The 23,196-nt window shown below is 71.2% G+C and carries 24 protein-coding genes; 16 read left to right on the top strand and 8 right to left on the bottom strand.

Annotated elements, in window-relative coordinates; genetic code table 11:
- Positions 1–38 precede the first annotated feature (38 nt).
- The gene (locus ACYVJ3_RS03995; protein WP_460851217.1) at positions 39–1,232 is read left to right on the top strand and encodes a PucR family transcriptional regulator; all 1,194 of its coding nucleotides are present in this window, start codon (positions 39–41) and stop codon (positions 1,230–1,232) included.
- A 213-nt stretch (positions 1,233–1,445) separates the two neighbouring features.
- Here the strand turns inward: ACYVJ3_RS03995 and ACYVJ3_RS04000 are convergent, their stop codons facing one another.
- The 3 genes from ACYVJ3_RS04000 to ACYVJ3_RS04010 are packed head-to-tail and all read right to left on the bottom strand — an operon-like array spanning position 1,446 to position 4,729.
- A complete protein-coding gene (locus tag ACYVJ3_RS04000) occupies positions 1,446–2,186 on the bottom strand; it encodes a hypothetical protein (protein ID WP_460851218.1) in 741 nt (246 codons plus the stop codon).
- Positions 2,187–2,216: 30 nt separating this feature from the next.
- Positions 2,217–4,103, bottom strand: coding sequence for an ABC transporter ATP-binding protein (locus ACYVJ3_RS04005; RefSeq protein ID WP_460851219.1), 1,887 nt, complete (start codon positions 4,101–4,103; stop codon positions 2,217–2,219).
- Positions 4,100–4,729 (bottom strand): nitroreductase family protein, encoded by a 630-nt coding sequence (locus ACYVJ3_RS04010; protein ID WP_460851220.1) that lies wholly within the window; start codon positions 4,727–4,729, stop codon positions 4,100–4,102. Before ACYVJ3_RS04010 ends, ACYVJ3_RS04005 begins: the two co-directional genes overlap by 4 nt.
- A 145-nt stretch (positions 4,730–4,874) precedes the next feature.
- Between ACYVJ3_RS04010 and ACYVJ3_RS04015 the strand changes: the two genes are divergently transcribed.
- The 4 genes from ACYVJ3_RS04015 to ACYVJ3_RS04030 are packed head-to-tail and all read left to right on the top strand — an operon-like array spanning position 4,875 to position 10,280.
- A complete protein-coding gene (locus ACYVJ3_RS04015; protein ID WP_460851221.1) occupies positions 4,875–5,015 on the top strand; it encodes a hypothetical protein in 141 nt (46 codons plus the stop codon).
- 43 nt (positions 5,016–5,058) lie between these two features.
- Positions 5,059–7,953: a helix-turn-helix transcriptional regulator gene (locus tag ACYVJ3_RS04020; RefSeq protein WP_460851222.1), complete on the top strand. Its 2,895-nt coding sequence runs from the start codon at positions 5,059–5,061 to the stop codon at positions 7,951–7,953.
- Positions 7,954–7,955: 2 nt separating this feature from the next.
- A complete protein-coding gene (locus tag ACYVJ3_RS04025) occupies positions 7,956–8,816 on the top strand; it encodes a hypothetical protein (RefSeq protein ID WP_460851223.1) in 861 nt (286 codons plus the stop codon).
- A gap of 54 nt (positions 8,817–8,870) precedes the next feature.
- A complete protein-coding gene (locus ACYVJ3_RS04030; protein ID WP_460851224.1) occupies positions 8,871–10,280 on the top strand; it encodes a cytochrome P450 in 1,410 nt (469 codons plus the stop codon).
- Between the two features lie 15 nt (positions 10,281–10,295).
- On the opposite strand, the gene ACYVJ3_RS04035 is transcribed toward ACYVJ3_RS04030, so the two are convergent.
- The gene (locus ACYVJ3_RS04035) at positions 10,296–10,736 is read right to left on the bottom strand and encodes a hypothetical protein (RefSeq protein ID WP_460851225.1); all 441 of its coding nucleotides are present in this window, start codon (positions 10,734–10,736) and stop codon (positions 10,296–10,298) included.
- A gap of 163 nt (positions 10,737–10,899) precedes the next feature.
- Between ACYVJ3_RS04035 and ACYVJ3_RS04040 the strand changes: the two genes are divergently transcribed.
- Genes ACYVJ3_RS04040 through ACYVJ3_RS04050 form a run of 3 tightly spaced genes read left to right on the top strand, consistent with a single transcriptional unit; the run spans position 10,900 to position 12,222 of the window.
- Positions 10,900–11,403, top strand: coding sequence for a hypothetical protein (locus ACYVJ3_RS04040; protein WP_460851226.1), 504 nt, complete (start codon positions 10,900–10,902; stop codon positions 11,401–11,403).
- A gap of 9 nt (positions 11,404–11,412) precedes the next feature.
- A complete protein-coding gene (locus tag ACYVJ3_RS04045) occupies positions 11,413–11,829 on the top strand; it encodes a homing endonuclease associated repeat-containing protein (RefSeq protein ID WP_460851227.1) in 417 nt (138 codons plus the stop codon).
- A gap of 33 nt (positions 11,830–11,862) precedes the next feature.
- Entirely contained in the window at positions 11,863–12,222 is a 360-nt protein-coding gene (locus ACYVJ3_RS04050; protein WP_460851228.1) for a VOC family protein, read from the top strand.
- Position 12,223: 1 nt separating this feature from the next.
- Here ACYVJ3_RS04050 and ACYVJ3_RS04055 read toward each other — a convergent pair whose 3' ends face one another.
- Both ACYVJ3_RS04055 and ACYVJ3_RS04060 read right to left on the bottom strand, forming a co-directional pair.
- Positions 12,224–13,363 (bottom strand): sulfotransferase family protein, encoded by a 1,140-nt coding sequence (locus tag ACYVJ3_RS04055; RefSeq protein WP_460851229.1) that lies wholly within the window; start codon positions 13,361–13,363, stop codon positions 12,224–12,226.
- Positions 13,356–14,138 carry an SDR family oxidoreductase gene (locus ACYVJ3_RS04060; protein ID WP_460851230.1) on the bottom strand — a complete coding sequence of 261 codons (783 nt, stop codon included), beginning with the start codon at positions 14,136–14,138 and terminating at the stop codon, positions 13,356–13,358. The genes ACYVJ3_RS04055 and ACYVJ3_RS04060 overlap by 8 nt, the downstream gene beginning before the upstream one ends.
- A gap of 179 nt (positions 14,139–14,317) precedes the next feature.
- On the opposite strand from ACYVJ3_RS04060, the gene ACYVJ3_RS04065 reads away from it, so the two are divergent.
- Entirely contained in the window at positions 14,318–15,166 is an 849-nt protein-coding gene (locus ACYVJ3_RS04065) for an aldo/keto reductase (protein ID WP_460851231.1), read from the top strand.
- Positions 15,167–15,220: 54 nt separating this feature from the next.
- Here ACYVJ3_RS04065 and ACYVJ3_RS04070 read toward each other — a convergent pair whose 3' ends face one another.
- Both ACYVJ3_RS04070 and ACYVJ3_RS04075 read right to left on the bottom strand, forming a co-directional pair.
- Positions 15,221–16,375: a hypothetical protein gene (locus ACYVJ3_RS04070; protein WP_460851232.1), complete on the bottom strand. Its 1,155-nt coding sequence runs from the start codon at positions 16,373–16,375 to the stop codon at positions 15,221–15,223.
- On the bottom strand, positions 16,372–17,259 hold the full coding sequence (locus ACYVJ3_RS04075) for a TIGR03619 family F420-dependent LLM class oxidoreductase (protein WP_460851233.1): 888 nt from the start codon (positions 17,257–17,259) through the stop codon (positions 16,372–16,374). Before ACYVJ3_RS04075 ends, ACYVJ3_RS04070 begins: the two co-directional genes overlap by 4 nt.
- A gap of 89 nt (positions 17,260–17,348) precedes the next feature.
- Between ACYVJ3_RS04075 and ACYVJ3_RS04080 the strand changes: the two genes are divergently transcribed.
- The 7 genes from ACYVJ3_RS04080 (at position 17,349) to ACYVJ3_RS04110 (ending at position 23,190) form a co-directional block, all read left to right on the top strand.
- Positions 17,349–17,882 carry a nitroreductase family deazaflavin-dependent oxidoreductase gene (locus ACYVJ3_RS04080; RefSeq protein ID WP_460851234.1) on the top strand — a complete coding sequence of 178 codons (534 nt, stop codon included), beginning with the start codon at positions 17,349–17,351 and terminating at the stop codon, positions 17,880–17,882.
- Positions 17,882–18,313 (top strand): nuclear transport factor 2 family protein, encoded by a 432-nt coding sequence (locus ACYVJ3_RS04085; RefSeq protein ID WP_460851235.1) that lies wholly within the window; start codon positions 17,882–17,884, stop codon positions 18,311–18,313. Before ACYVJ3_RS04080 ends, ACYVJ3_RS04085 begins: the two co-directional genes overlap by 1 nt.
- A gap of 36 nt (positions 18,314–18,349) precedes the next feature.
- Positions 18,350–18,943, top strand: a complete 594-nt coding sequence (locus ACYVJ3_RS04090) for a hypothetical protein (RefSeq protein ID WP_460851236.1) — start codon at positions 18,350–18,352, stop codon at positions 18,941–18,943.
- A 143-nt stretch (positions 18,944–19,086) separates the two neighbouring features.
- On the top strand, positions 19,087–20,937 hold the full coding sequence (gene dnaK / locus ACYVJ3_RS04095) for a molecular chaperone DnaK (RefSeq protein ID WP_460851237.1): 1,851 nt from the start codon (positions 19,087–19,089) through the stop codon (positions 20,935–20,937).
- The gene (gene grpE / locus ACYVJ3_RS04100) at positions 20,934–21,524 is read left to right on the top strand and encodes a nucleotide exchange factor GrpE (RefSeq protein ID WP_460851238.1); all 591 of its coding nucleotides are present in this window, start codon (positions 20,934–20,936) and stop codon (positions 21,522–21,524) included. The genes dnaK and grpE overlap by 4 nt, the downstream gene beginning before the upstream one ends.
- A gap of 65 nt (positions 21,525–21,589) precedes the next feature.
- Positions 21,590–22,774: a molecular chaperone DnaJ gene (dnaJ, locus tag ACYVJ3_RS04105; RefSeq protein ID WP_460851239.1), complete on the top strand. Its 1,185-nt coding sequence runs from the start codon at positions 21,590–21,592 to the stop codon at positions 22,772–22,774.
- Positions 22,774–23,190, top strand: a complete 417-nt coding sequence (locus ACYVJ3_RS04110; protein WP_460851240.1) for a heat shock protein transcriptional repressor HspR — start codon at positions 22,774–22,776, stop codon at positions 23,188–23,190. The genes dnaJ and ACYVJ3_RS04110 overlap by 1 nt, the downstream gene beginning before the upstream one ends.
- Positions 23,191–23,196: the final 6 nt, after the last annotated feature.

Consider the following 23,196-nt stretch of genomic DNA (forward strand, 5'->3'; position numbering starts at 1 on the left):
GTGTGCACGTGCACAGTCGCGGGTCTACGTTGACCGACGTGGTGCTTGCCATCCCCGGACCCGATGTCGCCCCCGAGGTGCGTGCGCTGAGCCGCCGCCTGCTCGGCGAGGCCGATCGTCTGGGTCGGCTGATGGGCGACCGCATCTGCGCGGAGGTCCCCGAGTACGCCGCCCGCCCGGGTGACCGCACGACCATCGACGAGTCGTGCACGGACAACGTCCGCTACATCCTCGGCGTGCTCGCCGGGGACCAGCCGGTCAGCCTGGACAGCCCTCGGGCCACCGGCGCGGCGCGGGCGGCCCAGGGCTTCCCGTACGCCGCGGTCCTCCGGGCCTTCCGGATCGGCGGCCGGTACATCTGGGAGCTGCTGGTCGAGCACGCGGACGCCGACGAGCACGAGGTGCTGCTGCGGGCCGCCGCCGACATCTGGTCGGTCAGCGACGACCTCGCGGTGCACGTCACCGACGCCTACCGGGCCGCGCTGGCCGACCGCGCGCGGCGTGACGACCAGATGCGTTCGGTCGTGGTCGGGGCCCTCCTCGACGGTGAGGACCTCGCCTCCGGCCTGGGCGGCGAGGCCTCGGCCGTCCTCGCCCTCCCCGGCGGCGAGGGGTACGTCGTGGTGGCGGCCGAGACGACCATGCCGGGCGTCGAGGCGCTGGCCGACGTGGAGCGGTCGCTCCGGCGTACCAACGTCGCCTCGGCCTGGCGCCTGGACCGCGACCACCAGGACGGCGTGGTCGCGCTGCGGCCGGGCTTCGGAGTCGAGGAGCTCGCCGCCGTCCTGGCCGAGCTCGCGGCGGGTCGGGTGGGCATGAGCGCGGTCTTCGCCACGATCGACGGCGCGGTGCGCGCCCGCCACGAGGCGCGCACCGCCTGCGCGGCCGCGACTCCGGGCACCAGCGAGGTCGTCCGCTTCGAGCAGCACCCCCTCGCCGTGCTGCTCGCCAGCAACCCCGACCAGGCGCGCCAGCTGGTCGACGCCGTGCTCGGGCCGGTGCTCGCCCTCCCGGCCGAGGACCGGGCTGTCGTCATGCAGACCGCGCGCACGTGGCTGGCCGTCGGAGGCTCGACCTCGACTGCCGCGCGTGAGCTGTTCATCCACCGCAACACGGTGCGCTACCGCATCCGCCGACTCGAGGAGGTCACCGGCCGCGACCTCGCGCTGCCCGTCGATGCCGCCGAGCTGTACGTCGCTCTCGAGTGCGCGCGGATCCTCGGGCTGGCCTGAGCCCGGACAGCGCCGCACCGGCCTCAGCCGTGGTGGGAGACGGACGCGATCAGGCGGACGACCCAGTAGCAGCCGAGCACGGCCGCCAGGATCCACGCGCGGACCGGCAGGAGCACCACGAACTTCCCCCAGGCCGACGGGGCGCCGGCGGGGTCGGGGGCGGCCTCGGGTGACGCGGAGGCTCGTAGGGCTCGTACTTCTCGTCGGCGACGGTCAGCTTGCTCGTCCTCGCGAGGGACCGACCTTGGTCGGGTCGACGTACCCGCCCTTGCCGGTCTTGCCGTCGTAGCGGAACGCGCGGTGGGGGCCGAAGGTGATGTCGATGTTGTCGCCGAGCGGTATGCCTGCCCGCAGGAGCTTCTCGTAGCGGTCCGAGTCCGCGAGGTACTTCCCTGCCTCCTTAGCGGTCACGCCGAAGTTCGTCGCGGAGACCATGTCGGTGAGGAAGAACGTGTACGCGGCGACGCCGAGCCGGTTGAAGGGGGTGTCCTTCAGGCCGATGCTCGCGTAGTCGTCGTGCTTGAGGACGGACTCGTACTTGGTCAGCTTGACCTCGAGCTGGTGCCGGACGGCTCGGGCCAGCCCGGAGTCGCCACCCGTGTCCGGGACCGAGATGTTCGGGATCGAGATGTCCGGGACGGACGAGCTGCCGTCCACCGAGTGCAGCACCCGCAGGGCCGACGGCACGCTGATCGCCAGGATCACGAAGACCAGCCGGGTCGGCAGCCGCCGGCGCCGGCGTGAGGCGGTGTACGTCGGCGCCTGGTACGAGCTCGGGTGGTACGCCGGCGTGCCCGTCGGCGTGGGCGGGTAGACCGGCATCTGCGACAGGGGCGTGAGGTGCTGGTGGTCGACCGGGTCGTAGGCCTCGTAGGACGGAGCCGGAGGCGGGTCGGGCTCGCCCTCGGGCCGCGAGGGCGGCTGGTAGGCCTCGTACTGGTCGCCATCGCTCATGGCCTTCTCCTTCCCCCAGGTGGCAGCAGGCTAACGCCGGGCGCGCAGCTGTTCCTGCCAGAGCCGGGCGTAGAGACCCACCGGGTCGCGGAGCAGGTCGTCGTGGGTGCCGCGCTCGACGATCTCGCCGTCCTTGAGCCCGAAGATGACGTCGGAGGAGCGGATCGTGGAGAGCCGGTGGGCGATCGCGATGGTGGTGCGGGCGCGGGTGGCGCGCTCGAGCGCCTCCTGGACCAGCCGCTCGGTCTCGTTGTCGAGCGCCGAGGTCGCCTCGTCGAGGATCAGCACCGGCGGGTCCTTGAGCAGCACGCGCGCGATCGCCAGGCGCTGCTTCTCGCCGCCGGACAGGCGGTAGCCGCGCTCGCCGGTGATCGTGTCGTAGCCCAGCGGGAAGCTGACGATCCGGTCGTGGATGTTCGCGTCGCGCGCGGCCTGCTCGATCTCCGCCTGGGTCGCGTCCGGGCGGGCGTAGCGCAGGTTCTCGAGGATCGTGCCGTGGAAGAGGTAGGGCTCCTGGGTCACCATGCCGACGATGTCGGCCAGCGAGCTCATCGTCAGGTCGCGGACGTCGTGGCCGTCGATGCGTACGGCGCCGCGGGTGACGTCGAAGAAGCGCGGCACGAGGTAGGTGGTCGTGGTCTTGCCCGAGCCCGAGGGTCCCACGATCGCCGCCAGCTGGCCGGGCTCGACGACGAGGCTGACGTCGCGCAGCGCCCAGGGGTCCTCGACGTCGTCGGCCTTCTCGGCCACCGGGGCCCTGTCGCCGGTGAGCCGCCGCGGCTCGGGGTAGCGGAACCAGACGCCGTCGAGCTCGACCCGCCCCTCGACCTCGGCCACGGGCAGGTCCACGGCGTCGGGCCGGTCGCGGATCGCGGGTCGCAGGTCGACGTACTCGAAGATCCGGCGGAACAGCGCGAGCGAGGTCTGCACGTCGAGGGAGACCCGCATCAGCTGCAGCAGGGGCATCTGCAGCCGGCTCTGGAGCGTGGTGAAGGCGACGATCGTCCCGGCGGTGAGGGTGTCGGCCCCGATCGGCAGCTTGCCGGTGATGATCAGGCCGGCGCAGAGGTAGACCAGCGCGGGCGTGATCGCGAAGCTGGTCTGCACGACGGCGAAGAAGGTGCGGCCGGTCATCGCCTGCTCGACCTGGAGCCGCGTCTGGCGGCGGTTGGCCTCGCGGTAGCGCTCGACCTCGAAGTCGTGCTGGTTGAAGACCTTCGCGAGCAGGATGCCGGAGACCGAGAGGGCCTCCTCGGTGATCGCGGTCATCTCCGAGAGCGACTCCTGGGTACGCCGGGCCAGGCGCTGGCGGCGCTTGCCGACCTTGAGCTGCAGCCACACGAAGATCGGCATCAGGATCAGCGTCAGGATGGTCAGCTGCCAGCTGAGCACGATCATCGAGACCAGCGCTGCGCTGACGGTCACGGAGTTCTGCACGATGCTGGTGGCGGTGTCGGTCAGGACGGTGCGTACGCCCGCGACGTCGTTGGCCAGCCGGCTCTGGATCGCACCGGTCTTGGTGGCGGTGAAGAACGCCAGCTCCATGGTCTGCAGGTGCTCGAAGAGGTCGCCGCGGAGGTCGGCCATCGCCGAGTTGCCGATGGTCGACGTCAGCCAGTTCTGGACGATCGAGATCAGGCTGGAGAGCACCGGGATCACGCACATCCCGGCGACCAGCCAGGTCAGCAGGGTCAGCCTCGGCGGCGAGCCGTCGAGCGGGAACAGCGCGTGGTCGAAGATCGCGCGCATCAAGAAGGGCGGGACCGAGTTCAGGCCCGCGGCCGCGACCACGGCGACCAGCACGAGGCCGATCTTTGCCTTGTACGGCGCCAGCAGGTGGGCGATCCGCGGCAGGACCGGGTCGTCGCGCTTGAGGTCGTCGGGCGTCAGGTGGTCGACGATCGGGCCGGGCCTCATCGCGTCGGTTCCCAGCGGCCGCGGTGGATGACGTCCTCGACCGGGGTACGCCGCCTCAGCGACCGGCTCGCGACGGTCGGGTCGGGGTGGCCGAGGGTGATCGCACCGATGGGGTGGGGCGCATCGTCGGCGGCGAGGCCGAGCTGGACCTTGACCCGGTCGACCCGGCCGGGGACCAGCCCGAAGAAGCAGGAGCCGAGCCCGGCGTCGGTCGCGCCCTGGAGGATCAGCAGCGACGCCATCGCAGTGTCCAGGTCCCAGTAGGGCATCGCCCACTGCGACTCGTCGCGGTCCTGGAGGCCGGCCCGGGTCTTGTCGCGCGCCGCGTAGCGCTCGAGGTAGACCGATCGGCGGCTGCACGGGACCACGACGACGGGCGCACGCATCATGCCGCTGAGCCAGGCATCGGGGGTGCCGCCGGGGAGAGCCGCATCCGTCTGGGCCTGCCAGAACCCGGCGACCGCCTCGGGGGTGTCCAGGACGATGAACGCCCAGCCGGCGGAGTTGCCCGCGCTGGGAGCGCGGTGGGCCTGGGCCAGGATCGCCTCGACCACCGCCGGGTCGACGGGGTCGGGTGCGTAGGCGCGCGTCATCCGCCGCCGGCGTACGACCTCTGCGAACTCCACGGGCCCATCCAACCCCACGCCACCCCCAGCACCGCGGGGCGTCGATCTGAGGTGGCTGGAGCCGGTGGCTAAGGCACCTGCCCGATGTGGCGGGCTACCTCAGGGGCCGAGGCTCGAGGCATCGCAATCGAGCAAGGAGAGAGCCATGAGCTTCCTGAGCAGCTACCTGGTGAGCAGCCGCAACACCCGCCTGGAGAACTTCGAGCGGACCATGCGTCGGCGGGAGGGATCGCGGGCGCGCGCCGCCCGGACGCGCCGCAGGCTCTCCGAGGAGAGCTGGCGCTGAAAGGGGCGAGCGGTTGTCGGTGGCGGCGGCCATGATGGGCGACGTGGCAACACGTTCCAGCCCGGTGATGGTCGGTCGCGACGCGGAGCTGTCCGAGATGAGTGGGCTGCTCGGCGTCACCGACGCGCCCGGCCCGGGCTTCGGTGCCGTGCTGCTCGCCGGCGACGCCGGCGTCGGCAAGACCCGGCTGCTGATGGCGCTGCGCGACCGCGCGGTCGACGCCGGCTGGCGGGTCGTGGCGGGTGCGTGCCTCGACTTCGGTGACAGCGCGCTTCCCTACCTCCCGTTCAGCATCGTCCTCGGCCGGCTGTCCGCCGAGCTGCCCGATGCGGTGGCCGAGGTGGCCGTCGAGCACCCGGCGCTCGACGGTCTCCAGCCCGGTCGTCGGATGGGCCAGGGTGACTCCGAGTCGCCGGCCACCGATCGGGCGGCGCTGTTCACCGCGGTCCACGCGCTCGTCGAACGGGCGGCGGCCGCTTCGCCGCTGCTGCTGGTCGTCGAGGACGTCCACTGGGCCGACCGGTCGACCCGCGACCTCCTGGGCTATCTCTTCTCCCGGTCCTACGCCGGCCGCGTCGCGATCGTCGCCTCCTACCGCACCAACGACCTCCACCGCCGCCACCCGCTGCGACGTCACCTGGCGGAGTGGACCCGTCTCCCCGACATGCAGCGGATCGCGCTCGACCCGCTGCCCGACCCGGCGGTCGAGGAGCTCATCGACCGGCTGGCCCCCTCGCCCCTCGCGCCCGAGCTGCGCGCGCAGATCCTCAGCCGGGCGGAGGGCAACGCGTTCTTCGTCGAGGAGCTCGTCGCTTCCGACTGCGGCGGCCAGTGCATGCCCGACGACCTCGCCGACGTCCTGCTGGTCAGCCTCGACCAGCTCTCCGACGACGCCCGGACGATCGTGCGGCTGGCCAGCGTCGCGGGTCGCCGGGTCGGCCACGAGCTGCTCTCCGCTGCATCGGACCTCTCCGCCGACGCCTTCGAGGCGGGCGTCCGCCAGGCGGTCGAGACGAACCTCCTGGTCGCTGGCGCGTCGGCGTACTCCTTCCGGCACGCCCTGCTCGGCGAGGCGGTCTACGACGACCTGCTGCCGGGGGAGCGGGTGCGGCTGCACCAGCAGTACGTCGCAGCGCTGACCGCCGGCTCCGTGGCCGGGACCGCTGCCGAGCTGGCTCGCCACGCCTGGCAGGCGCGCGACCTCGATCGCGCGGTCACGGCCGGCGTCGCGGCGGGCGACGAGGCACTCGCCGTGGGCGGCCCCGACGAGGCGGTGCAGCACTACGAGAACGTGCTCGAGCTGCTCGATGCCGAGCGGGCCGCCCGGCTCGGGATCGACGTCTCCAAGATCGTGGTCAAGACCGCCGAGGCGCTGGCCGCGAGCGGCGACGCCAAGCGGGCCGTGGCCCTGCTCGCCGCCAACCGCGACTGCTGGCCGGCCGACGACGTGCTCGCGCGGGCTCGCATCCTCGACGCCTATGCCGACCTCCTGGGCTACGTCGAGTCCGACCTCGATCCCGTCGGGGTCGCCGCCGAGGCGGTCGCGCTCGCGCCCACGGGCTCCCGGGTGCGGGCCAAGGCGCTGGCCACCCAGGCGCGGCTGCTCGCCAAGATGGCGATGCTCGGGTCCGCTCGGGCGGCAGCCGAGGCGGAGGCGTTGGCGACCGAGGGTCTGGAGCTCGCCGAGCGGCTCGGCCTCGGTGCGGTCGTGGCCGACCTCGTCGCCACCCTGGGCGGTCTGCGCGGAGGAGACCTGCACGCCGCCCTGCTCGGGGCGCTCGAGCAGGCCGAGGCGTCCGGCGCCGTCCGGCCCGCGATGCGGGCGCGCTGGCTGCTGGCGCGCTCCCACCAGGACCGCGGCGAGTGGGACGAGGCGGCGCGCTGGTTCGCCTCCATCCTCGACGGCAACGAGGCCAAGTCGTGGGCGCTCTACGTCCTCGACGCCCGCTGGCAGCTCGGTCTCCTCGGCTGGCTGCGTGGGCGGTGGGACGACGCGCTCGAGGCGTTGGCCGTCGGATCCGGGCCCGGCGTCCCGGTCGTCCCGCGCGCGGTCCTCGCGCCGACCCGTCTCTCGATCCAGCACGCGCGCGGGGCCGACGTGCTCGAGGAGCTGGTGGCGCTGCGGGAGGTCTGGCCCGACGAGGGCGCGGTCGCCGTCTACTCCGCCGGCGCCGAGCTCGAGGCGTACGCCGACACGGGGGATGCCGCTGCCGCCGTGGCCGTCTACGACCACGTCACCGGCCTGCTCGCCGAGATCTGGCAGCCACGCTTCCACGCGTGGCTCCGCCTGGCGGCGCAGGCGCTGGCCGCGATCGCGGCAGCGGTGCCGACCGCGTCGGCCGCCGAACGGGCGGGCTGGGCCGCGCAGGCCGAGCGGATCGCCGAGGAGGGCCGGCTCGTCGCCAAGTCCCACCAGTGGCAGGTCGAGGGCCTGATGTGGCAGGCCCGGCTCGAGGCCGAGCACCTCCGCGTGCGCTGGCTGTGCGGCGAGGCGCCGCCGACCCGCGCCGACCTCGTCGCCGCCTGGGACCTCGCGCTCGCCGCGACCGATCGCATGGACCACGTGGTCGAGGGGGCTCGCGTGCGGGCGACGTACGCCTCGGTGCTGCGGCAGCTCGGCGACCGCGACCGGGCTCGAGCGCTGGCCGACGAGGCGCGAGCCGTGGCCCACGAGCTCGGCTGGGTCCGGCTCCAGGGCGCGCTGACGGCGGCCGGGGCCGCCCCGCATTCTGCCGAGCGCGCCGGCGTACGCCTCACCGAGCGCGAGCTGGAGATCCTCGGCCACGTCGCCGAGGGGCGCAGCAACGGCGAGATCGGCAAGCTGCTCTTCATCAGCACCAAGACGGTCAGCGTCCACGTGTCCAACATCCTGGGCAAGATGGGCGCTGCCAGCCGGACGGAGGCAGCCGCGATCGCGCGGCGCGACGGCTTGCTCTGACCGTGGGGGAGCAGATGGAGACCACGCCGCTCGCCGGCAACGACCGGGGCGAGGGTTGGCACCGCGGCCTGCGCCGCACCACCGTCCTGCGCTGGGTCGGGCCTGGCCTCGCCGTGGTGTTCCTGGGTGCCGGCCTGAGCTCGGACGCTCGTGGCCACGGAAGCGGGTACGCCTGCCTCCTGGTGGCTTGCTTGTGCGCCCTCGCCTACTGGATGGGCTACGCGGGCTCGGCGGAGCCGCACGACCACGAGGGCCGGTTCGGGTCGGGTCTCGCCCTGCCGCTGCGTCCGTTGTCGTGGCAGACCTGCGTCCTGCTGGGGGTCCTCGGCCTGGCGCTGGTGGCGCTCCCCGCGGCCGTGGCGCTGCGCTGGTCGCAGATCGAGGGCCGCGCGGGGGCGGTCGTCGGGTCGACCTTCGGTGCGTTGGTCGGTCTTCTCCTGCTGACGGGCGCGTACGCCGGCATCCGCCAGCGCCTGCGCAAGGACCGGGCCATCCTGCTCACCGCGGACGGTGTCGTGATCAGCAGCGACCGCCGGCCGGTCCGGGTGCCGTGGCACGCGATCACCGCGGTCCGGCCGCACTGGACCTGCCGTCGGTCCGGGCACCTCAGGTCCGAGGACATCGTGCACAACTGGCTCACCCTCGAGGCCGATCCGGCGCTCGTCGAGGGCCACACCGGGGTGTCCGCGCTGGCCGGCACCCCCAGCCCCACCGTCGACATCGAGGCGCTCGCCTGCGACCCGGACCTCGTGCTGCGGGTGCTGCGGTTCTACCTCGAGAACCCCGAGGAGCGCGGGGAGCTGCGCTCGGTCGTCGCGGTGGACCGGGTGCGGTCGCTGGCGGCCGGATCGACCACGAAGTGAACGCTTGGTCACTTCTCCTCGCGCGGGTCGCCGGTCCGGCGTACCGTCGAGAACGTGACAGCGCAACTGACAACGTCAGCGGGCTCGCCGGGCGACACCCGTGAGCTGACCATGGAGCGCTTCCGGCGCACCAGCGGAGCGATCATCGGGCGCGGCCTTCCCAAGCCGGCTCTCGAGGGCCTGCCGCCGGGGCCGAAGTGGCCACCGCTGGTGCAGACCGTCGCGCTGATGCGCTTCCGTCACCAGTTCCACCCGTGGCTGACCAAGAAGTACGGCGACGTGTTCACCATCAACCTCGTGCCGGGCGGCCGGCCGCTGGTGATGTTCACCGACCCGGACGTCACCAAGGAGATCTTCGCCGCCGACCCCGCGGTCTTCCACGCGGGCAAGGGCAACGCGATCCTGGGCCCGATCATGGGCGTCAACTCGCTGCTCATCCAGGACGCCGTGGAGCACCACCGGGCCCGCAAGCTGGTGATGCCGGCGTTCCTGGGCCACGCGCTGCGCGGCTACCAGGGCATGGTCGCCGAGGTCGCCAAGGACGAGATCGACACCTGGCGCGACGGCGCCGAGATGCGCGCGCTCGAGCACATGAACTCGCTGACCCTGGAGATCATCCTCAAGGTCGTCTTCGGCGTCGCCGACGAGGAGATGCTCGCCGCGCTGCGTCCGCGAGTGACCGCGATCGTCGAGGTCAACCCGGCGATCCTGCTCGGCTGGGCCTACCCGAGGCTGCAGCGGTTCGGACCGTGGAAGCGCACCGTGGAGAACATGGTCGAGCTCGACCGGCTGCTCTACAGCGTGATCCGGGAGCGGCGTACCGACCCCGACCTGGAGACCCGTCAGGACGTCCTCTCGCGTCTGCTGCGGCATGGTGCCGAGGCCGGTGACGGCCTCGACGACACCGAGCTGCGCGACCAGCTGATCACCCTGCTGCTCGCCGGTCACGAGACCACCGCGAGCGCCCTGTCCTGGACGCTGATCGAGATCGGCAAGTCGCCGGCGCTGCGCGAGCGGGCCGCCAGGGCCGCCGCCGAGGGCGACGACGCGTGGCTCGAGGCCGCGCTCAAGGAGGCCATGCGGCTGCGGCCGATCATCCCGATGGTCGTCCGCACCCTGATGGAGCCGACCACGGTCGGCGGCATCGACCTCCCGGCAGGCGCCACGGTCGGTCCGTCGATCATCATGAGCCACCAGAAGTCCTCGAACTTCCCCGATCCGGAGGAGTTCCGGCCCGATCGGTTCCTCGGGTCCGACGTACCTGCGCTGAACGTGTGGATCCCCTTCGGTGGCGGCGTACGTCGGTGCATCGGCGCCGGCTTCTCGCTGATGGAGGGCGTGGAGATCCTGCGCGAGATCTTCGGCCGCTACGACGTCGAGACGCTGCGGCCCGACGTGGCCAAGGTCCGCAACATCACCAGCGTGCCGCGGCACGGTGCCCAGATCCGGGTCACGCAGCGCTGAGCGGAGCAGGCTGGATCAGGCGGCGACGCTGAGGATCTCCAGCGTCCCCGCGACGTCCTCGAAGAGCTCGCAGTAGTCGATGTAGTCCGCGCGCTCGACCGTGCAGGTCAGGGTGACGCCGACACCGCGGACCAGCCACGACCACTGCTCGGTGATCAGGTCCGTGGTGCCCAGGCGGTGGCCGAAGCGGTGGTAGCGCGCGTGCTCGCGCCCGAGCTCGTAGTCGTCCTCGTCCTCCAGGTCGAAGTCCTCCAGCTGGCGCGCGAGGAGCCGGAGGGCCGCGTGGCGCCAGGTCGTCAGGTCGTCCGCGACCGGCTGGGTCCGGACCACGATCTCGGGCGGTGGCGATGTCGGGTGGTCCGGCGGACGGGCGTGCACGACGACCCCGGCGGCGTGCTCGTGGCGGCTGGTCCAGCCGCGGGGGAGTCGGAACCTGATCTGTGCGTCGGTGCTCATGGGGGTGAGCGTTGGTCCGGCGTGTGCCGGGTCAAACGAGGTGCCGGCGGGCCTGTGGACAGCCGCGCGGACGGGCCGTCGGAAGCTGCACGTCGTGCCGCGGTGCATCCCGCGGAGCGATGCGGGTACGGACGGGGCGACGTCTACCTGAGGAGGACTCGTGATGTCTGCAAGCGTTCTGGACGACCTCAAGAAGCAGGGTGCGTCCCGGCTCGACGACCTCAAGCAGGAGGGCGCCTCGCGATGGGGTGAGCTCCGGCAGGAGGGCGCATCCCGACTGGGCGACCTCAAGCAGGAGGTCCCGTCGATGCTGGACGACCTGCGGCAGGACGCTGCTGCGGTCCTGGAGGACCTCCGGCAGGACCTCGACGGACTCTCCGCCGAGATCGCTGCCGACCTCAAGCAGCTGGCCGAGGACGCCGGTCCGGCGCTGCGCTCGACCGCCTCCGACGTCGGCGCGCACGGGGTGGCCGTGGGCCGTACCGTCGCGGGCCGTCCGCGGCTGCTGGCCGGCCTGGGTGTCGCCGCACTCGCCGGCGTGGGGGTCGTGGCGTGGCGCAGGTCGTCGCGTCGGCGTACGGCGCCGCCGGCGAAGACCTACCCCGCCGCCGACAGCGCGGCCACCACGCCCCACGGGGACCCGTTCGCACCGGCTGACCGCCACTAGCCTGGGCCGGTGCGAACGCCCGACTTCTCAGACGCCCAGCTCCTCGAGGCCCTGGCGGAGGCCGCCGCCGAGCTGACGAAGCCGGGGGAGCCGTTGACCAACGGCGCGTACGACGCGTGGCAGCGCGGCCGGGACACGGCCGGCTCGCCGGCGCTGCTGATCCGCCGCTTCGGCTCCTGGCGCGAGGCGTGCCAGGCGGCCGGTCTGGAGGTCAACGCCACCCGTTCGACCAGTCGCCGCTGGAGCGAGGCCGACATCGACCGGATCGTCGCGTCGTACCTCAACGCGCCGGGCAGCCCGGGCTCGTACGCCGGCTACACCGAGTGGGCCAAGGAGCAGGAGGACGCGCCGAGCGGCGCGACCCTGCGCCAGCGTGGCGCGTGGGCCGAGATCAAGGCCCGCGCCGAGGCACTCGGCGCGCGCTGATGGGTGTCGGTGGCGAGGGCTAGCGTCGTCGGCATGGCTATCGCACGCGACCCCATCTTCGTCATCGACTGCCCCGACCCCGCCGCCCTCGCCACCTTCTACGGCGCCCTCCTCGACTGGGAGCCGAAGGTCGAGGACGACGGAGGCTGGGCCGAGTTCACCAACGCCACCCGGCCGTTCTGCTTCCAGCGCGTCGAGGACTACCGACCGCCGTCCTGGCCCGGCCAGGAGGTGCCCCAGCAGCTCCACCTCGATGTCGACGTCGACGACCTCGACGCCGCCGAGGAGCAGGTGCTGGCGCTGGGTGCGACCAAGGCCGATCACCAGCCGGGCACCACGTTCCGGGTCTTCCTCGACCCGGCCGGTCACCCGTTCTGCCTCTGCGTCGGCTGACTCAGCGGTCGAACGCCGCGGTGACCTGCTCCTCGCTGAGGCCGTAGTCGGCGAGGTCGTAGCGGTGCGACGGGCGACGTGGTCCGTTGCGCGACTCGTCGTCGAGTCGGCGTACGGCGTCCTGCGCGGGCTGGCTCCAGTCCAGGCCGAAGTGCTCGTAGATCGAGCCCACCGTGCCCACCGGGTCGGCCACGAAGCCGCGGTAGTCGATGTCGAAGAACTGCCTCTCGTCGTACGCCGGGCGCGCGGCCCAGAAGCTCGACCACTGTCGGGACAAGTGCCCGAGCTGGTCGGCGCCGAGGGTGGCGCCGGTGAACGTCGTGGAGTGTCCGTCGGTGGCCTCGGCCGACAGCGAGCAGGCCGATGCGACCGAGGTGACGGGGTCGCGCTGCGTCATCACGACGAGCGCGTCGGGGTAGACCGACATGAGCGCGTCGAGGGCGATCAGGTGGGAGGGGTTCTTGAGGACCCAGCGCTTGTCCTGGTCGTTGAGGCCGATCAGCTGCAGGTTCTCGCGGTGGCGCTGGTAGGCGTCGGTCCAGTCCTGCTCGGCCAGCCAGGCGGAGTAGCGCGGGACGTGCGCGAGTGACTCGAAGCCGATCGACTTGCCGGTCTGGCGCAGCACCCGCCAGCACTCCTCCGGCTCGGTCGCGTCGGAGTAGTGGATGCCCATGAACTCGGGGTTGGTGATGTGGTGCTGCTGGAACGCGGCCTGCATCGCGTTGAAGATCGGGTCCTGCTCCCACGTCTCCCGGGGCGGCCTCGGCTGCGGGAACTCGGTCAGCCACATCTCCAGGCCCTGGTGGCCGGGGTCGGCGCACAGCAGGCGCGAGAGCGCGGTGGTGCCGGTGCGCGGGAGGCCGATGACGAAGATCGGTCGCTCTATTCGCACGTCCGCGTGGGCGGGGAACTCCGCGAACCGTGCCTGGGTCATCAGCCGCCCGACGAGCGCGCTCTTCACCTGGGAGCGCTGGAAGTAGTTGCCGATCCCGGTCAGCCCCGCCTCGGGGGAGCTCAGGTCCTCGACGAGGACCCGGAAGCCCTCCTCGTACGCCGCGTCGCCGAAGTCGGTCAGCCCCGTGGTCCGGATCGCCGCGGCCTGGATGTCCTCGAAGGTCCCGACGTCGGGGCGTTCACGCATGGAACTCGCCGCAGTCGATGTTCAGCATCTGCCCGGTCACGGCGCTGGCCAGGTCCGAGGCGAGGAACAGCGTCGCGCGAGCGACCTCGTCGGCCGTCGCCAGACGCTTGAGGTCGGTCGGCTCGGCCTTCTCGGCGTACACCTGCTCGTGGGTGCGGCCGGACTCGGACGCGATCCAGTCGAAGTAGGCCTTGTTGACGTCCTCGTAGATGTAGGACGGCGCCACGCTGTTGACCCGGATGCCCCGCGGGCCGAGCTCGGTGGCGAGCGACTGCGCGAGGTGCTCGAGGGTGCCCTTGGACAGCTTGTAGCCGGAGTACTCGGGCTGGCTGGAGTAGATGACGCAGGAGTTGATCATGATCACCGAGCCGTTGCTGGCCGCGAGGGCGTTGGCGAAGAGCGCGGAGAGCCGCAGCGGCGCGAAGACGTTGGTCTCCTGGGCGGCGCGCAGACCCTCGAGGTCGAGCGTGGTGAGGGGGTCCATCGGCGGGATGCCGAAGGCGTTGTTGATCAGGCAGTCGACCTTGCCGAACTCCTCCAGCGCCGCCGCCACCAGCTCGGCCCGGGCTGACTCGTCGGTGATGTCGGTCGGTACGACGAGGGCGCGGCGACCGTGCGCCCGCACGGTCTCGGCCATCCTCTCGAGCCGCTTGGGCGTGCGGCTCGCCAGGACGAGGTCGGCGCCCATCTTGGCGGCCTCCTCGCCGAGGGAGCGGCCGAGACCCGGACCGACTCCGGACAGGACGACGACCTTGTCGGTCAGGAGATCCACCATGGACGCAATAGTAGAACGTGTTTCAGTTTTGGTCGAGCGCCTGCAGGACCTCGTGGATGACAGAGCGGGCGAGCTGGACAACGCCCATGGGTGGGCTGGCTGTCATCGGGTGACAGCGAGCCCACCCATTGATGGCAGGTGAAGCGGAATAGTCACCGGCCTCAACTGTTGGGACCGGTATGACCTCTCCTCGGATCACCCTCAACGACGGCACCTCCATCCCGCAGTTCGGCCTCGGCGTGTGGCAGGTGCCCCAGGACGAGACCGCGCGCGTGGTCGGTGAGGCCCTCGAGCTGGGCTACCGCCACCTCGACACCGCGCAGATGTACGGCAACGAGGCCGGCGTCGGCTCCGCGATCGCGAGCTCCGGGCTCGCCCGCGACGAGCTCTACGTGACCACCAAGCTCAACAACAACCGTCACGACCCGGCCCAGGCCAAGGAGTCGCTCGCCCGATCGCTGGAGCTGCTCGGGCTCGACCGCGTCGACCTGTTCCTCATCCACTGGCCGCTGCCCACGCAGTACGACGGCGACTTCGTCTCCACCTGGAAGGCGCTCGCCGAGCTCCGCGAGGAGGGCCTGACCACCTCGATCGGCGTCTCCAACTTCCAGCCCGACCACCTCGACCGGATCGTCGCCGAGACCGGCGTCGTCCCGGCGGTCAACCAGGTCGAGGTCCACCCCTACTTCGCCAACGAGGCAGTCCGCGCCGTCACGACCGGCCACGGTGTCGCCGTACAGGCGTGGTCGCCTCTGGGCCAGGGTGGCGGCGAGCTGGACGACCCGGCCGTCACCGCCATCGCCGAGCGCTTCGACAAGACGCCCGCCCAGGTGCTGCTGCGCTGGGCGATCGACCGCGGCGACATCGTCTTCCCCAAGTCGATGAGCCGCGCGCGCCTGGCCGAGAACGCCGACATCTTCGACTTCGCCCTCACCGCCGACGACGTCGCCGCCCTGGCCGCCCTCGACAAGGGCGAGGCCGGCCGGCAGGGCCCGAACCCCGACACCTTCGACTGGATCCCCGCCTGACGCATCACGGTTGGGGTGCCGGCTAACCCCAGAGGGTCGACGTGCTGGGCGTCGTCAGCTGATCATCCGCCGGGCGATCCCGACCTGGCGGGCCTCGATGCGTTGGCGACGGAAAGACGGACCGATCGCCTGACGTCGGAGCTCCGGCACGCGTGAGGAAAGGTCCTCGAAGGGCACCACGGCCACGATCGGTCCGTCCTCCGGCCCGAGGTCGCGCGACAGGCGCTGCCAGCGCAGCATCATCACACCCTGGGGGTGACCGGTGAGCTCGAGCCAGTTGACGAGACCGGGGTCGCGCTCGCTGATGACGTAGCGGATCAGGCCGTCGTCGTCGACGTGCGACTGGGCGCGGGTCAGTGAGGTCTGGTGGTGCTCGTAGTCGGTCGAGACGTACCAGCGCGACCCGATCTGGATCGCTTGGTAGGGCGCGTCGTCGCACGCCGGCACGGTCACGACCAGCGCCTCGTCGTCGTTCAGCGCGTAGTGCCCGATCGAGCTGAACTGCGACGACAGGCCGCCGGGCGTCGACTTCGGGGAGGTCAGCGTGTTGACCGGCTCCTTGTAGGTGAACCACTCGGGGAACGCGAACCACGTGCGGATCCGGCCGGTCAGCATCTTCGCCGCGACGCCGTAGCGCTTGGCGATGCGCTCGGGATCGGCGGGACCGCGGGGCACACCGGCGGTGTCGAGCCGTTGGATCCGCAGCTGGCCGCGGTCCTCCGACCCCCAGTCGGAGTACACCTCGCGCACGATCAGGGTGCTGCCCTTGGTCAGCCCGAGCTCGGGCCCGAACCGCCACTCGAACGACCCGTCCGGAGCGATGTCGAGATCGCGGTCGTCGAAGGCGGCCAGCGTGTTCGGCGCGCCGTCGGCGGAGTAGGTGCCGGCCATGATCTGGAAGGAGAGGTCGCAGGTCGTGCCGCGCACGCCGGAGACGACGTACGACGCCCCGGCGTCGAGGTAGGCGTTGAAGTAGATGGCGTCCGGGTTGTCCAGGCCCTGTCGGGCGTACTGGTGCGTGGGGTTGATCAGGACCGGGTGCTGGAGGTCGTAGTCGAACGCCATCTGGATCGACGAGCGGATGCTGCCGGCGAGGTAGTCGTAGCCCTCGGCGAGGTCCTGCGGCGAGCAGGGGAACGGCGGGTTCGCGATGAGCTCCTCGGCCTCCGCGATCGCGGCCTGGAGTGGCCCGGTGACGGCGTCGCTCATGAGCACCTCTCGATGATGTTCTCGCCGTACCAGCTGAGGTTCTGGATCTTCTTCGCCAAGGGCTCGGTGTCCGGTCCCTTGATGTACGGGACGCGGAAGCCGACGATGCAGTCGGTGACGCCGCGGTCCTCGAGCCGCTTCACGCCGTCGACCGTGTACGCGTCGTAGGAGATCACGTGGATCTCGAAGTCGTCCCGGGTGTCGCCCTCCTCCTTGCGGATCTCCTCCAGGCGGGTGAGCAGCCGGTCGAGCTCCTCGCCGTCACCGCCGGCATGCATCCACCCGTCGCCCTTGCGCACGGCGCGCCGCAGGGCGGCGTCGGAGTGACCACCGACGAGCAGCGGCACCTTCTCGGTCGGGGCAGGGCACTGCTGCAGCGGCTCGAACTCGAAGAACTCGCCCTCGTAGCCGAAGAAGGTCGGCTCCTCGCCGGGCTGCATCAGTCCGCGCAGGATGTCCATGCACTCGTCCATCCGCTTGCCGCGCCTCTCCCACGGCACCCCCATCGCCGTGAAGTCCTCGGGCCAGGGGGAGAGGCCGACGCCCAGACCGAGCCGGTTGCCGGAGAGGAACGCCAACGAGGACGCCTGCTTCGCCACCAGCACCGGCGGCCGCACGGGCAGCTTGAGCACGAACGGCGTCATCCGCAGCGTCGTGGTCTGGGCGAAGAGGTGCGCGCACAGGATGAACGTCTCGATGAACTCCTTGCCGAGCAGGAACTCCCGGTCGCCGGTGTCGGTGTAGGGGTACTTCGAGTCCGACTCCTTCGGGTAGATCAGCGAGTCGGCGATCGTCATCGACGTGTAGCCGGCGGCCTCCGCCGCCTGGGCCAGCCGGGCGTAGTGGCTCGCGTGGGTCATGCCCTCGGCGTAGGTGAAGCGCATCTCTGCCTCTCGGTTCCTGAGTGCCGGCGAGGAACGAGCCGGTGTATCGAAGGGTAGAACAGGTTCTACTTCTGTGCCAGGCTGTCGTCATGCCGGAACCGAAGCCGCGTCCCGACCAGCTGGATGCGCCGTACGTCGCCCGCCTCATCAAGTACGCCGCCAAGGCCAATGTCGCGCTCTTCCGCGCCACCAACGGCCGGATCGGCGGCACCTGGCGGATCGGCGCGGGCTGGCGGAAGCCGGTGCCCGTCCTCCTGCTCGACCACGTGGGCAGGAAGAGCGGCAAGGCGTTCACCACGCCGCTGCTCTACCTGCCCGACGGCGACGACGTGGTCGTCGTCGCCAGCCAGGGCGGCCTGCCGAAGAACCCGCAGTGGTTCCACAACCTGGTCGCGAAGCCGGACACCACGATCCACCTGCGCGGCGAGCGCGCCCGCCCGGTGCGCGCCCGCGTCGCCACCCCCGACGAGCGCGCCGAGCTCTGGCCCCGGCTCGTCGAGGTGTACGCCGACTTCGCGACGTACGCCGCCTGGACCGACCGGGAGATCCCGGTCGTCGTCCTCGAGCCTCGGGTCGCGACCGGCTCGCCCACCGGAACCGATCCGACCGACGGAGGAAGCTGATGGACCTGCAGGAGCTGAGCGACCGCGCCGAGATCGCGGACGCGATCACCCGCTACACGCACGCGGTGGACCAGATGGACTGGGACGCCCTCGACGCCGTCTTCACCGAGGACGCGCAGATCGACTACACCGAGTCGGGCGGCACGACCGGCGACCGCGCGGAGATCAAGACCTGGTTGGCGGCCAACCTCCCGCTGTTCTCCCAGCGCTACCTGCACACCGTCGGGCAGATCTCCTACGCGTTCAGCGAGGACCGCGCCACGGCCGAGGTGGCGGCGTACTTCCACAACCCCATGATGATCTCCAACGGGGCGGATGGTCCGAGCATGGTTGAGGTAGGCGGTATCTATCACCACACTTTCATCAGGACTCCGGATGGTTGGCGCAGTCGCCGTCTCCACGAGCAGGTGACCTGGACCCGGGGCTTCTGACCGGGACGGCATCGGCCCTCAGGCACAATGGGCGCCGTGAACCAGCCGCGGTACGACGACGACAACCCTGTCAAGGCTGGGCTGGTGGCGCTCATCGGCGTCTCGCTCGCCGTCGGCCTGGTCCTGGCGATCATCGCCCTGATCGCCACCCACTTCCTGGGCCTCTCCGGTGGTGGCGGCTCGAGCTCGGGCAGTGGCGGCGGAGCCACGATGTACATCCCGCCGCTCCAGAAGACGACCGAGGCGCAGGGTCCGCTGGTCACGCTCAACACCGCCCAGCCCCCAAGGTCCCGGACGAGCGCGCCGGCCGGCGAGTCCGAGCCGACCGAGTCTGCCCCGCCCACGAAGAAGCCGGGCAAGGGCGAGATCTCGCTGCAGGCGCTGGAGACCACGGTCCCCAACTTCGGGAAGATCGACCTCACCGGCACCTATCCGGGCGGTGAGGGTCAGATCCTCCAGGTGCAGCGCCAGCAGGACGGCGCGTGGGTCGACTTCGCGGCGACCGTCCCGGTCGTGAACAGCACGCTGACGACCTACATCCAGACCGGCGTCTCGGGCAAGAACACCTTCCGTGTGCTCGACAAGTCGCGTGGGGTCTTCTCCAACCCGGTCACCGTCACCGTCCAGTAGGTCTGCGGACGGTCGCCGTGCGACCTCCTCGACCCTCGGAATTTTTCTTTCGGTACGTCGGGAACAACCCCGGTGGACCGGCCGTTGTCCCCTGTGTGAAACTTGAGTCAATCAGGCTCAAGTAACTTGCAGGAGGAAATCACATGGCACGAGCTGTCGGCATCGACCTCGGGACGACGAACAGCGTCGTCGCGGTCCTCGAGGGTGGCGAGCCCACCGTCATCGCGAACGCCGAGGGCGCTCGCACCACTCCGTCGGTCGTCGCGTTCGCAAAGAGCGGCGAGGTCCTGGTCGGCGAGGTCGCCAAGCGCCAGGCGGTCACCAACGTCGACCGCACCATCCGCTCCGTCAAGCGCCACATGGGCGAGAACTGGTCCGTCGAGATCGACGACAAGTCCTTCAACCCCCAGCAGATCAGCGCGTTCATCCTTCAGAAGCTGAAGCGCGATGCCGAGGCCTACCTCGGCGAGCCCGTGACCGATGCCGTCATCACCGTTCCGGCGTACTTCAACGACGCCCAGCGCCAGGCGACCAAGGAGGCCGGTGAGATCGCGGGCCTGAACGTCGCGCGCATCGTCAACGAGCCGACCGCGGCCGCGCTGGCCTACGGCCTGGACAAGGGCGATGACCAGACCATCCTCGTCTTCGACCTCGGCGGCGGCACCTTCGACGTCTCCCTGCTCGAGATCGGTGAGGGCGTGGTCGAGGTCAAGGCGACGTCCGGCGACAACCACCTCGGTGGCGACGACTGGGACAACCGGATCGTCGAGTGGATGGTCGACAAGTTCAAGGCCGCCAACAACGTGGACCTGGGCGCGGACAAGATCGCCAAGCAGCGTCTGCAGGAGGCCGCGGAGAAGGCGAAGATCGAGCTGTCCTCCTCGAGCGACACCACGATCCACCTGCCCTACATCACCCACGGCGAGTCCGGCCCCCTGCACTTCGAGGAGAGGCTGACCCGCGCGGAGTTCCAGAAGATCACCGCCGACCTGCTCGAGCGCACGAAGGCGCCGTTCCAGAACGTGCTCAAGGACGCCGGCGTCGCGGTCTCCGCGATCGACCACGTCGTCCTCGTCGGCGGCTCGACCCGCATGCCCGCGGTCACCGACGTCGTCAAGGAGCTGCTCGGCGGCAAGGAGCCCAACAAGGGCGTCAACCCCGACGAGGTCGTCGCGCTCGGCGCGGCTCTCCAGGCCGGTGTCCTCAAGGGCGAGGTCAAGGACGTGCTGCTCCTCGACGTCACCCCGCTCTCCCTCGGCATCGAGACCAAGGGCGGCGTGATGACCACGCTGATCGAGCGCAACACCACGATTCCGACCAAGCGGTCCGAGATCTTCACGACCGCGGACGACAACCAGCCGTCGGTCGAGATCAAGGTCGCCCAGGGCGAGCGCCAGATGTGGGCCCAGAACCAGTCGCTCGGCAACTTCGAGCTGACCGGTCTCCCGCCGGCGCCGCGTGGCATCCCGAAGATCGAGGTCACCTTCGACATCGACGCCAACGGCATCGTGCACGTCTCGGCCAAGGACCAGGCGTCCGGTCGCGAGCAGTCGATGACCATCTCGGGCGGCTCCGCGCTGTCCAAGGAGGACATCGACCGGATGGTCAAGGACGCGGAGCGGTACGCCGAGGAGGACGCCAAGCGTCGCGAGTCGGTCGAGATCCGCAACCAGGCCGACCAGCTCGTCTACTCGACCGAGAAGTTCCTGGCCGACAACGGCGAGAAGATCCCGGACGAGGTCAAGACCGAGGTCCAGGCCGACGTCGACGCGCTCAAGGCCGCGCTCGAGAACGCCGAGGCCGGCGCCGACGAGCTCAACCCGGTCATCGCCAAGCTCGGCGAGTCCAGCCAGAAGATGGGCGCCGCGATGTACGCCGCCGCCGAGGCCGAGCAGGCCGCGGCCGGTGGGTCCACCGGTGCCACCGGTGAGGCGGACGACGACGTGGTCGAGGCCGAGATCATCGACGAGGACGAGGGCGGCGAGTCCAAGTGACCTCGTCCCCCGACGACGAGACGGGAGCCTCCACGCCCGAGGGCGTGGAGGTCCCCGACGACATCAGCGGGATCGACAACCTCCTCGAGGAGGGCGGTCCGCTGGAGCCCCAGGACGTGGCCGAGGTCGAGGCGACCGAGCCGGTCGAGACCGACCCGCTGGCCGCGGCCGAGCAGGCGCTCGCCGAGCGCACGCTCGACCTGCAGCGGCTCCAGGCCGAGTACCTCAACTACAAGCGACGCGTCGACCGTGATCGCGACCTGATCGCCCAGAACGCGTCGTACAGGGCCCTCGCGCCGATCGTCGACGTGCTGGACACGATCGACCGGGCGCGCGAGCACGGCGAGCTCGGCGAGGACCTCAAGCAGGTCGCCGACCAGCTCGAGCGGGTCGTCGCGGCGCAGGGTCTGGCCAGGTTCGGCGAGGTCGGGGAGGGGTTCGACCCCACGCTGCACGAGGCGCTCAGTCATCTGGGGACCGACGCCGAGGTCGCGGTGACCACGGTCAAGGTGGTCGCCAAGGCCGGCTACAAGATCGGTGACCGGGTCGTGCGCGCTGCGCAGGTCCTGGTCGTCGACCCCGAGTGACGGTTTCGACACGCCTCGCCTAGCGGCTCGGCTGCTCAACCAACGAAGGAGATGGGAGGTGCGCGATGAGTGACCCGATGGACGGCATCAAGCCCGACTGGGCGAACAAGGACTTCTACAAGGAGCTGGGCGTCACCAAGACGGCGTCCGGCGACGAGATCAAGAAGGCATACCGCAAGCTCGCGCGCGCCAACCACCCCGACTCCAACCCCGGGGACGCGGCCAAGCACGAGCGGTTCAAGGCTGTGGCCGAGGCGTACGACGTCGTCGGCGACCCCGAGAAGCGCAAGAAGTACGACCAGGCCAAGGAGCTCTTCTCCCGGGGCGGCTATCCCGCAGGGGGCGGTGGCTTCGGGGGCGGCGGCTTCAACAGTCAGGGCGTGAACCTCGAGGACCTCCTCCGCGAGCGCAACGGCGGCGGGGGAGGCTTCGGGGACCTCTTCGGCGACCTGTTCGGCGGTGGCGGCGGGGGCCGTCGTACGCCGAGGGCCACCCGCGGGGCCGACCAGGAGGCGACCACCACCGTCGGCTTCACCGACGCGCTCGAGGGCGTGACCGTCTCCCTGCGGCTCGCCTCCGACAGCGTCTGCGAGACCTGTCGCGGCACCGGCGGCAAGCCGGGCACCCAGCCCCACGCCTGCAACACCTGCGAGGGCACCGGCTTCGTGCTGGTCTCCACCGGTGGCGGCTTCGCGATGAACGAGACCTGCCCGAGCTGCCAGGGTCGCCAGCTGATCTACGACCTTCCGTGCCCGACCTGCTTCGGCTCCGGCCGTGGCAGCTCCGCGCGGACCATCCAGGCCAAGCTGCCGGCCGGCGTCAAGGACGGCCAGCGGATCCGTCTGCGCGGCAAGGGCGCTCCGGGCGAGAACGGCGGCCCGGCCGGCGACCTCTACGTCACCGTGAAGGTCAGCAACCACCGGGTGTTCGGTCGCAAGGGCGAGCACCTCACCATCGACGTGCCCGTCTCCTTCCCCGAGCTGGCGCTCGGGGCGGAGGTCAAGATCCCCACGCTGGGCGCCTCGCCGGTCACCCTGCGGATCCCCGCCGGCACCCCCGACGGACGCACCTTCCGGGTGCGGGGCAAGGGGGCTCCCCGGCCTGACGGCACCAAGGGCGACCTGCTCGCCACGGTCGCCGTACAGGTCCCGAGCCACCTCGACGCCGAGGCCAGGCAGGCCCTCGAGGCGTACGCCGCCGCGACGGCCGGCAAGCCGCTGCGGGCGAACCTCTTCGAGGAGCAGGTCTGATGGCCCCGCACGACCCCGCCGCCGCGGTGTTCGTGATCAGCGTGGCCGCCGAGCTCAGCGGCCTGCACCCGCAGACGCTGCGCACCTATGAGCGGATGGGGCTGATCACGCCGGGCCGCACCGGTGGTGGCGGTCGTCGCTACTCCGCCGACGACATCGAGCGGCTGCGCACGATCGCCCAGCTGACCTCGTCCGGCATCGGCATCGAGGGCGTACGCCGCATCCTCGAGCTGGAGAACACGGTCCAGGCCCTGCGGGCCCGCAACGAGGAGCTCCTGGCCGAGCTCCGCGCCGCGCACGATGCGCTGCGCCAGAGCGCCGCGACCGGCGTACCGGTGCCGCCCCCGAGCCGGCTGCCCGCCCTCCTGCCGAGCCCGACCGCGCAGTCGGTCGTGGTCTGGCGTCGTCCCCGCTGACGTGTT

Source organism: Nocardioides montaniterrae, from assembly GCF_054782655.1.